Source organism: Polaromonas sp. (assembly GCF_049790275.1).
Lineage (GTDB): Bacteria > Pseudomonadota > Gammaproteobacteria > Burkholderiales > Burkholderiaceae_C > Polaromonas.
In genome coordinates this window covers 1-8,279 of record NZ_JBAQYR010000068.1, presented here as the reverse complement: position 1 = coordinate 8,279, position 8,279 = coordinate 1, and the positions used below count along the sequence as shown (strand labels likewise).

The 8,279-nt window shown below is 65.9% G+C and carries 10 protein-coding genes and 1 pseudogene; 7 read left to right on the top strand and 4 right to left on the bottom strand.

The features are described from left to right. Positions 1 to 135 precede the first annotated feature (135 nt). Positions 136 to 612 (bottom strand): hypothetical protein, encoded by a 477-nt coding sequence (locus WA904_RS09735; protein WP_425196926.1) that lies wholly within the window; start codon positions 610 to 612, stop codon positions 136 to 138. A gap of 339 nt (positions 613 to 951) precedes the next feature. On the opposite strand from WA904_RS09735, the gene WA904_RS09730 reads away from it, so the two are divergent. The 4 genes from WA904_RS09730 to WA904_RS09715 all read left to right on the top strand — a co-directional run bounded on the left by WA904_RS09730 (position 952) and on the right by WA904_RS09715 (position 5,480). After that, the gene (locus WA904_RS09730; protein WP_425196925.1) at positions 952 to 1,815 is read left to right on the top strand and encodes an endonuclease/exonuclease/phosphatase family protein; all 864 of its coding nucleotides are present in this window, start codon (positions 952 to 954) and stop codon (positions 1,813 to 1,815) included. Between the two features lie 25 nt (positions 1,816 to 1,840). Then, positions 1,841 to 3,103, top strand: a complete 1,263-nt coding sequence (clsB, locus tag WA904_RS09725) for a cardiolipin synthase ClsB (protein WP_425196924.1) — start codon at positions 1,841 to 1,843, stop codon at positions 3,101 to 3,103. Beyond that, entirely contained in the window at positions 3,100 to 4,122 is a 1,023-nt protein-coding gene (locus WA904_RS09720; protein WP_425196923.1) for a lysylphosphatidylglycerol synthase domain-containing protein, read from the top strand. Before clsB ends, WA904_RS09720 begins: the two co-directional genes overlap by 4 nt. 353 nt (positions 4,123 to 4,475) lie before the next feature. Beyond that, entirely contained in the window at positions 4,476 to 5,480 is a 1,005-nt protein-coding gene (locus WA904_RS09715; RefSeq protein ID WP_425196922.1) for a TIGR03915 family putative DNA repair protein, read from the top strand. Positions 5,481 to 5,610: 130 nt separating this feature from the next. On the opposite strand, the gene WA904_RS09710 is transcribed toward WA904_RS09715, so the two are convergent. Both WA904_RS09710 and WA904_RS09705 read right to left on the bottom strand, forming a co-directional pair. Further along, positions 5,611 to 5,946, bottom strand: coding sequence for a hypothetical protein (locus tag WA904_RS09710; RefSeq protein ID WP_425196921.1), 336 nt, complete (start codon positions 5,944 to 5,946; stop codon positions 5,611 to 5,613). 36 nt (positions 5,947 to 5,982) lie between these two features. Continuing rightward, entirely contained in the window at positions 5,983 to 6,303 is a 321-nt protein-coding gene (locus WA904_RS09705) for a hypothetical protein (RefSeq protein WP_425196920.1), read from the bottom strand. A 188-nt stretch (positions 6,304 to 6,491) separates the two neighbouring features. Here WA904_RS09705 and WA904_RS09700 point away from each other — a divergent pair, with 188 nt between their 5' ends. Together WA904_RS09700 and WA904_RS09695 are read left to right on the top strand one after the other, a co-directional pair. Then, complete coding sequence (locus WA904_RS09700) at positions 6,492 to 6,941, top strand: MerR family transcriptional regulator (RefSeq protein WP_425196919.1); 450 nt, start codon at positions 6,492 to 6,494, stop codon at positions 6,939 to 6,941. Next, a complete protein-coding gene (locus WA904_RS09695) occupies positions 6,938 to 7,396 on the top strand; it encodes a PaaI family thioesterase (protein ID WP_425196918.1) in 459 nt (152 codons plus the stop codon). Before WA904_RS09700 ends, WA904_RS09695 begins: the two co-directional genes overlap by 4 nt. 78 nt (positions 7,397 to 7,474) lie before the next feature. Here WA904_RS09695 and WA904_RS09690 read toward each other — a convergent pair whose 3' ends face one another. Continuing rightward, complete coding sequence (locus WA904_RS09690; protein ID WP_425196927.1) at positions 7,475 to 7,885, bottom strand: PPC domain-containing DNA-binding protein; 411 nt, start codon at positions 7,883 to 7,885, stop codon at positions 7,475 to 7,477. A gap of 150 nt (positions 7,886 to 8,035) precedes the next feature. On the opposite strand from WA904_RS09690, the pseudogene WA904_RS09685 reads away from it, so the two are divergent. Then, positions 8,036 to 8,279 (top strand): annotated as a pseudogene (locus tag WA904_RS09685) (septum site-determining protein MinC); the annotation flags it as partial.

Genomic DNA, 8,279 nt, shown 5'->3' with positions numbered 1-8,279 from the left:
ACACTGCACTAGAACCAGCCGCAGCATACGGCACCGCGCAGGGGTCTGGCCCATCGGCCGGAAAAAAACAGGGCCGGGCCGGCAGAACCTGTCCGCCGGCCCGGCCCCGCGGGGACCGCTTGTGCCTTGTCTGGCTTACTTGGCCTCGACGTTGCCCGAACCCTGCACGTTCACCTGGCCGCTGCCCTGGGCGTCGGCCGGCAGCGCGTTCTTGATGCGGCGGTCTGCGCGGCGGGCTACATTGCCCACTGCGTCAACGGCCTTTCCTGCGCCACGCTGGGTCGCACGCGCACCGCGTTCCACTGCGTTTTCGGTCTTGTTGGCCGCGCGGCTGACCGTGCCCTTGACGCCACTGCCCGAAGTCTGCGCGCCGACGCGGGTATCGGTGTTGACGCCGGCGGAGGAATTGCTGCGCGTGGCCGTGCCCATGGAAGAGGCTTCGGCATTCACGCCGACGCCTGCATTGGCTCGCACATCACTGCCGATATTGGTATTGACCCCGGTGCGCACACCGGTGTCCACACCAACACCTACCTGGGCATGGGCGGAAAAAGCCAGCGTGGCGACCAGGGCCGCAGCGGCAGGGATGGATCGCATGGAAAACTTGTTCATTTCAAAACTCCTGTTGTTAAACCAGGCAGCCCGGACAATCGTGACTTCCGGGTTGGCTGCCATCCTGCAGGGCCGATGAGGGCGTCTGCGGGAACCGGCCCCCGCATCGGGACCGGTTGATTCCAATTTAGCTCCCCCGCCGGCCCGGAGATGCCGGAAAGCCGCTTCGTCTCGCGTAGGACGCTGGCCTTTACAAAGCTTCACACAAGTGGCAAGAAGCACCGCACACGATAATTTAGCTTGCTGTCCTACAGTTATCTGGCGTCCAGCCGCGAGACAATGGATTTTTGCCGCCCCCTACCCCTTTTCGTGCCCCCTGAGCCCTTTCCTGCCCGCCTCATGCTTCCACCCCAATCCCTGATCCAGCCCAACGAAGCCGCTGCCGTGGTGGAGACTGTCCGCGATGACGCCGATGCACTGGCCGAAACCCGGCAGGCCATCGCCACCGCCGCGCTGAGTTTTTCCATCAAGGTCCTGACGGTCAACATCCACAAGGGCTTCACCTTCTTCAACCGCAAGTTCATCCTGCATGAGCTGCGCGAAGCGGTGCGCACGGTCGGCGCCGACGTCGTCTTCCTGCAGGAAGTGACCGGCACCCACGCGCGCCATGAAAGCCGGGTGGCCAACTATCCGGCCACACCGCACTATGAATTCCTGGCCGACACCATCTGGCCGCAGTTTGCCTACGGCCGCAATGCCGTCTACACCAACGGCCACCACGGCAACGCCGTGCTGTCGAAGTTTCCCATTGTCCATTTCGAGAACCGCGACGTGTCCATCAGCGGCCCCGAGCGGCGCGGCCTGCTGCACTGCGTGCTGGAGGTGCCCGGCCGCGACACCCACATCCACGCCATCTGTGTGCACCTCGGCCTGGCCGAATCGCACCGCATCAAGCAGCTCGGCATGTTGTGCGACATGGTGCACAAGGACATCCCCGCCACCGCACCGGTGATTGCCGCGGGCGACTTCAACGACTGGCGCCGCCGCGCCCACGATGTGCTCGAGCAGGGCGCCAGCATGCACGAGGTGTTTGTTCAGGCCAACGGCAAGGCCGCGCGCACCTTCCCCGCGCGTTTTCCGGTGCTGCAGCTGGACCGCATCTACGTGCGCAACGCCATCGGCCATGCGCCGGTGGTACTGCCGCCCCGGCCCTGGTCGCACCTGTCGGACCATGCACCGCTGGCAGCCGAAATCGAACTCTGAACACGAACCAGGCGGCGCACTTTTCATGAACGGACGCTGGATACCAGGCAACCATTTCACACTACTGGAAAACGGCGAAGGTTTTTTTCCGCGCGTGTTCGAATGCATCGCAGCGGCCGAGCGCGAGGTGCTGCTGGAGACCTTCATCCTGTTTGAAGACAAGGTCGGCAAGGCCCTGCAGCAAGCCCTGCTCACCGCCGCGCGGCGCGGCGTGCAGATCGACGTCACCATTGACGGCTACGGCTCGCCCGACCTCTCGCCCGCTTTCATCCTGGCACTCACGCAGGCCGGCGTGCGGATCCATGTGTTTGACCCCAGCCCCCGCCTGTGGGGCTACCGCACCAACGTGTTTCGCCGCATGCACCGCAAGATTGTGGTGGTCGATGGCACGCGGGCTTTTGTCGGCGGCATCAACTATTCGGCCGATCACCTCGCGGACTTCGGCGCCAACGCCAAACAGGACTATGCGGTGGAGATCGAAGGCCGGCTGGTTGCCGGCATCCGCCAGTTTGTCCTGGCCCAGCTGCAGCTCGGTCAGGAACCGGCAGGCAACCGGCTGCAGAACTTTCTGCGCCGCCGGCCCGCCCCGCAGGCCACGCCGGACCTCGATTCGCTGCCGGCCGCAGGCAACGCCCACGCCATTTTTGTGACGCGGGACAACCGCGAACACAAGAGCGACATCGAGCGCCACTACCGCATTGCCATCCGCGGTGCACGGCGCCGCGTCATCCTGGCCAATGCCTACTTCTTTCCCGGCTACCGCCTGCTCAGGCAGCTGCGCAAGGCGGCGCGGCGCGGCGTGGACGTGCGGCTGATCCTGCAGGGCCAGCCCGACATGCCGATCGTCAAGATCGCGGCCGGCCTGCTGTACCACCACCTGCTGGCGGCCGGCGTGAAAATCTACGAGTACCGCGACCGCCCGCTGCACGGCAAGGTTGCGCTGACCGACGACGAATGGTCCACCGTCGGCTCCAGCAACCTCGACCCGCTGAGCCTGGCGCTCAACCTCGAGGCCAACGTCATCATCAAGGACCATGCCTTCAACCAGCACCTGGGTGAGCACCTCGAGCAGCTCATGCAAAACAGCTGCCGGCAGGTCCTGGCCAGCGACGTGGCCGAAACCGGCCTGTGGGTCAGGCTGCGCAGCTTTTTTGTCTTCCACCTGCTGCGCCACTACCCGGCCTGGTTTGGCTGGCTGCCCGCCCATGTGCCGCGCCTGACACTGGCCGAAAAGCTGCTCGACGCCAACGCAGGGGCCGACTACGTGAACGAAGGCAGGGTCTCATGAACACCCTGGCGGCACGCGCCGGCCCGAAGAAGGCCGGCATCACCGGCAAGGCCTGGTGGCCCTGGTTGAAGCGCGGAGCGACCATGGTGTTCTTTGCGCTGGTGGCCTGGCTGCTGGTGGAGCAGGCCCGCGCCATCGAGTGGCACGAGGTGTTCGCCGCGCTGCGCAGCTACCCGCCGGCTTCGCTGCTGGGTGCCGCCGCACTGGCTGTGCTGAGTCTTTCGCTGTACAGCTGCTTTGACCTGCTGGGGCGCCACTACACCGGCCATTCCCTGCGTGCGCCCACCGTGATGCTGGTCACCTTCACCAGTTATGTGCTCAATCTCAATCTCGGCTCCCTCGTCGGCGGCGTCGCCATGCGCTACCGGCTGTATTCACGGCTGGGGCTGGAGGTCGGCGTGATCACCCGCATCATGTCCCTGAGCATGCTGACCAACTGGATGGGCTACCTGCTGCTCGCCGGGGTGCTGTTCGGCTTTCACACGCCTGCCCTGCCGCCCGGCTGGAAAATCGGCAGCGGCGGGCTGCAGGTGCTGGGCTTTGTGCTGCTGGGAACGGCCGCAGCCTACCTGCTGCTGTGCGCCTTTTCGCGCCGGCGCAGCTACCTGCTGCGCGGCCATGAGCTGAACCTGCCCTCGCTCCGGCTGGCCCTGCTGCAAGTCACCATGGGGGCGGGCAACTGGCTGATCATGGGTGGCGTGGTGTTCCTGCTGCTGCAGCAGAAAATCGACTACCCCACCGTGGTCAGCGTGCTGCTGGTCGCGGCCGTGGCCGGCGTCATCACCCACGTGCCCGGGGGGCTGGGTGTGCTCGAGGCCGTGTTTGTGGCCCTGCTCTCGCACCAGGTGCCCCGCCATGAACTGCTTGCCGCACTGCTGGCCTACCGCGTGGTGTATTACCTGGGGCCCCTGGCCGTGGCCGCCGCGGTGTTCCTCGCCATGGAAACGCGGGCCAAAAAGCTGGCCCGGGACGCGGGTATGACCGAAAAAGCACCCCACCGGGAGCTTTCCGGCTCTTGACCGGAAATGGTGCCGTTTTAAGCGCTGTTCCCCACGGTTCCAGCCCTGAAAGCAACATCTTCTCGAAGCCAGAGAAGCCCAAATCTGGCCCGAATCGCAAAAACACTGTATATTGATACAGTGTATATGCTGCCAAACCCGCCGTCCGGGGCAACACGGCCCCTCTTCCAGGCCTGCACCTCCCTGCAGGAGCCCGGGCATGCACGCAGCCAGGTACTGCGCATGGAGCGGGTTTCCCTTTTTCAGCGTGCCGGCGGCGGCCCAGCCTGCCCCGCAATCGGCACCCCGGCCTACAGCGGCCGCACCGTCGCCGCACGCACCATGAAGAACGAAAGCAACACAAGGAGCACCGCATGGGCAGCATGAGTGACCCGCTGACGAACGACCTTTTTCCGCAAGCCCCGGCGCCCGTCACGTTGCGCGGGCCGGCAGACCTGGAAGGCTTTCGCCGCGCCGCACGCAGCCTGCTGGTTCAGAACATCCTGCCCGCACAGGTCAGCTGGCACAGCGGCACCGCCACCGCGCACGAGCTGTCCGCTCTCCCGCCGGAAAGCCCCGCCGCCGGCGACGCCCCAGCGATACAGGTGCCGCCCGAGTTTGTGACCCTGTGCGAAAGCGCCGTCCTGCACAGCAACCCCGGCCGTTTTGACCTGCTTTACCGCCTGCTCTGGCGCCTGGTGCACGAGCCCGGCCTGCGCCATGACCCGCTCGACGCCGACATGGCCGAGGCCCAGCGCCTGGCCCACGAGGTGCAGCGCGACATGCACAAGATGAAAGCTTTTGTGCGCTTTCGCAGCGTGCAGGACGACACCTTCCGCAACCATCCCGAAGGCGGGCCGCTGCATGTGGCCTGGTTCGAACCCGAGCACACGATTGTTGAAGCCGTCGCCCTGGTTTTCGCCAACCGTTTTTCGCAGATGCGCTGGGCCTTGCTGACGCCGCAAACCAGCGCCCGGTGGGATGGCGCCCAGCTTCATTTCGCCCCCGGCGCCAGCAAGGAAGACGCACCGCCACCCGATGCCGGTGAACAGCGCTGGCTCGCGTTTTACCAGCGCATCTTCCAGCCGGCACGCCCAGCCGTGCCGGCGCAGCACAAAGGCATGCCGCGCAAATACCGGCGCAAGCTGCCCGGGGTAGAACGCATGCCGCCCCTGGTGTCAGCAGCCCACCAGCGCGGGAGCCGCCTGGCATCCCAGCCCGCCAGGCGCATGCCCCAGGCCAGGGCCGAGCTTGCGGTTCCTGCCCGGACGGCGGGCATGCAGGTGCAGCTTTCGCTCGATGGCCTGTACGAAGCCAGCGCGGCGTCCGCAGAATGCGATGCCGGCTGGGCCGACCAGCTCACCCCTCTTGCGGCGTAAGCAAGCAGCGGCCAGGCCCGGGACACACCAGCGCCACTTCTGCTACTTGTTTGATAGCTGCCTGCACAGACAGCGCCTGGGCCGAGGGCCAATTTGATTCAGAACCGCCGGCCGCCCCGCTGAAAAGAGTTCAGCGCCCCCGCGACGGGCCCGAGGCGGGCACCGCAGGTGCCGAGGCAGGCGTCTGTGGCGCGGGCGGCGTGGTCAGCACGCTCCGGCCATCGGCCGGCGCTTGCTCGGGCGGCTGCACGGGCCGCGTGGTCGAATCACGCGAGTCGGGCTCCACCGGTGGGGCCGGCGGCAGGTTTTCCCGATAGACCGGGTTGCGGTTGATGCGCGGGCCCGGCGTCGTCGTGGTGTCTTGCGCCAGTGCCGCTCCGCCCGCCAGCAATAGGGCGGCAAGCATCGGCAACAAGGAGCGTGAATAACCTGAGCGATGTGAACAGGTCAAGAAAGGGGCCTTCATGGAAACTCCTTCTTTCAAGGACAGGACGTCAGCCTATCACCCGCCGGAGCGTGGCGGGTTGTCCTTGCGCAAGGGTTTCTGGCTGTTCGGCTGCAGGCCGGGGCTCATTTCAGGTTTGAGTTCCGGGTGAAATGCCGGCTTCAGCTCATCAGACTTCATGCGCGGCTTGAATTGCAGCCGTTTCCTGGGCTTCATGTCAGGCGGTACATTGGCCTCCGGCGGCTTCGGCTCCACACCCAGCTCGGGCAGCACCTGGGTAGCGCCCTCGGGCATGGTGCTGGGCTGTGCGGCAGCACCTGCCGACATCCCCATCAGCGCCACCAGCAGCACCGGCATGGCAAACATGTTTGTATTCATGGCATCTCCTTTTTCTTGATGCGCCCGCACAGCGGCAGGTCCGCAATTTCAATATAGGACGCGCCTGCGCCGCCGCCTATCGGCAGCCAGCCCGCATGGCTGTAGGACCTGTGCGCCGCAGAACGGCTGCCGCGCAGGTGACACCTGCACAAGCTTCGTGCAGAGCGAAGCTTGCTAAGGTGGCAGCCATGCAGATCTCTGAACTTGCCCAACGCACCGGCGTTTCCGTGCATGCCCTGCGCCACTACGAAAAGCTGGGCATGCTCCAGCCCGCGCGCCGCGCCAGCGGCTACCGCGAATACACCGAAGCCATGCGCCGCGAAGTGGTGTTCATCGCCATGTCGCGCAGCATCGGCTTTTCGCTCAAGGCCATCGCGGCGCAGCTTCCCGCCTACCGCGCCGGGCGGCTGAGTTTTGAACAGATGGTCGAAGCCATGCAGGCCCGGGTGGCCGAAATAGACGCGCAGATCGGCGAGCTCAAAACCCAGCGCCGCGCCGTGGTTGCGCACATCGCGTGGATGCACAAGCAGCAGCGCGAGCACCAGGCCAAAAAAGCGCAGCGGCTCGCAGCCACACAAAACGGCAAGGCACCCTGGCCCACCGCCCTTTCCACACCACGCAGGAAAACCAGACCATGACCACCGAAGCCACACACACCGCCCCGCAGTTCCAGCCGCTTGAACAACTCGTGCTCGCCATGCCCATGGCACGCACCCTGGGCCTGGCCTTCAGGCGCATCGTGCCCGGTGAAGTGGAGGTCGAGATCCCGGTGCTCGAAGCCTTCTGTTTTCGCCCCGGCCAGCTGCAGGCCACTGCGGTGTTTGCGGTGGCCGACTTTGCCGCCGTGGCAGCTGCAGGCAGCGTGCTGCCACCGGGCTGGGTCAACGCCACCGTGGACGCGACGATCAAGTTGCTGGCGCCCGCGCAAGGCGCGCTGCTGCGCGCCCGGGGGCGGGTGGTCAGCGCGGGCAAGCTGCTGACCATCTGTGCGGCCGACGTGTTCGCCGTCAGCAGCCAGGGCGAAGAAGTCCTGTGCGCCACCCTGCTCGGCACGGCGCGCAACATCAATACCGCCGCCACGCCAATGCACTGACGCTACCTTATTCATAGCGGTTTGCGCCCGACCAGTAAGGGCTGGAAGCCCTTTTTATCTGAAGAAAGACGGCCCTGCTCAACCCGGCCGGCGCACCGCCACCAGCTCCATGAAGCCGGTGGCTGCGTCGGGCTCGCGGCCGAACTGCCAGCCCGGCAGCAGGGCCAGCACCACCTCGGCCGTGGTGCGCACCGTGCAGCCGCGCATCACATGGCCGCCGCGAACCTCGCCCTGGCCATCGGCCACGCTCGCATGCAGGTGTACGCCGTCCCTGCTCAGGGTGCCCGACAGCGTCAACAGCTCCAGCGGCACAGCCCACGTCGTCCCGCCGGGCTGATCCGCATAACGCAGCACCGCACAGGACAGGCTGCCCACCGCGGAGACCACACACGCGGCCTGCACGCCGCCCGCCAGCAGTTCGCGACACGCCGCTTCCAGCGCACCGCGCAGGTCGTCACCGGGTTTCATGCGCAGGACATGGGCTTGCAGTGTCATGAGGCGCATCCTCGCACAATCGCAGGCGTTTCATTCGCTCACAACTGCGTCATGCCCCGCTGTTAAGATTCGTCCCTTTCCGGGCTACGCTTTCAGGCGACCAATACTCCATTTTTCCCGCGGCAACGCGGCGTCCATCTCCCCATGACCGTTGCCCTCCCGGCCAGCACCCCCGCCACCTTCGAAATCAAAAGCGCCAACCTCCCTCTGGTCGCGCTTTTGCTCAAGTCTCCTGACCTCCACGCACTGTCGCGCGATCTGGCGCTGCGTTTCGGCGACATCCCCGATTTTTTTGACAACGACCCGCTCGTCATCGAGCTCTCGCAGCTGCCCGCCGACGCAGCCGTGCTGGACTTCGAGGCACTGCTCGCGCTGCTGCGCCCCTACC

What these genes read in the sequence shown, in the direction of transcription:
- WA904_RS09735 (WP_425196926.1), bottom strand. Translation starts at nt 612, where the DNA reads ATGAACAAGTTTTCCATGCGATCCATCCCTGCCGCTGCGGCCCTGGTC.
- WA904_RS09730 (WP_425196925.1), top strand. Translation starts at nt 952, where the DNA reads ATGCTTCCACCCCAATCCCTGATCCAGCCCAACGAAGCCGCTGCCGTG.
- clsB (WP_425196924.1), top strand. Translation starts at nt 1,841, where the DNA reads ATGAACGGACGCTGGATACCAGGCAACCATTTCACACTACTGGAAAAC.
- WA904_RS09720 (WP_425196923.1), top strand. Translation starts at nt 3,100, where the DNA reads ATGAACACCCTGGCGGCACGCGCCGGCCCGAAGAAGGCCGGCATCACC.
- WA904_RS09715 (WP_425196922.1), top strand. Translation starts at nt 4,476, where the DNA reads ATGGGCAGCATGAGTGACCCGCTGACGAACGACCTTTTTCCGCAAGCC.
- WA904_RS09710 (WP_425196921.1), bottom strand. Translation starts at nt 5,946, where the DNA reads ATGAAGGCCCCTTTCTTGACCTGTTCACATCGCTCAGGTTATTCACGC.
- WA904_RS09705 (WP_425196920.1), bottom strand. Translation starts at nt 6,303, where the DNA reads ATGAATACAAACATGTTTGCCATGCCGGTGCTGCTGGTGGCGCTGATG.
- WA904_RS09700 (WP_425196919.1), top strand. Translation starts at nt 6,492, where the DNA reads ATGCAGATCTCTGAACTTGCCCAACGCACCGGCGTTTCCGTGCATGCC.
- WA904_RS09695 (WP_425196918.1), top strand. Translation starts at nt 6,938, where the DNA reads ATGACCACCGAAGCCACACACACCGCCCCGCAGTTCCAGCCGCTTGAA.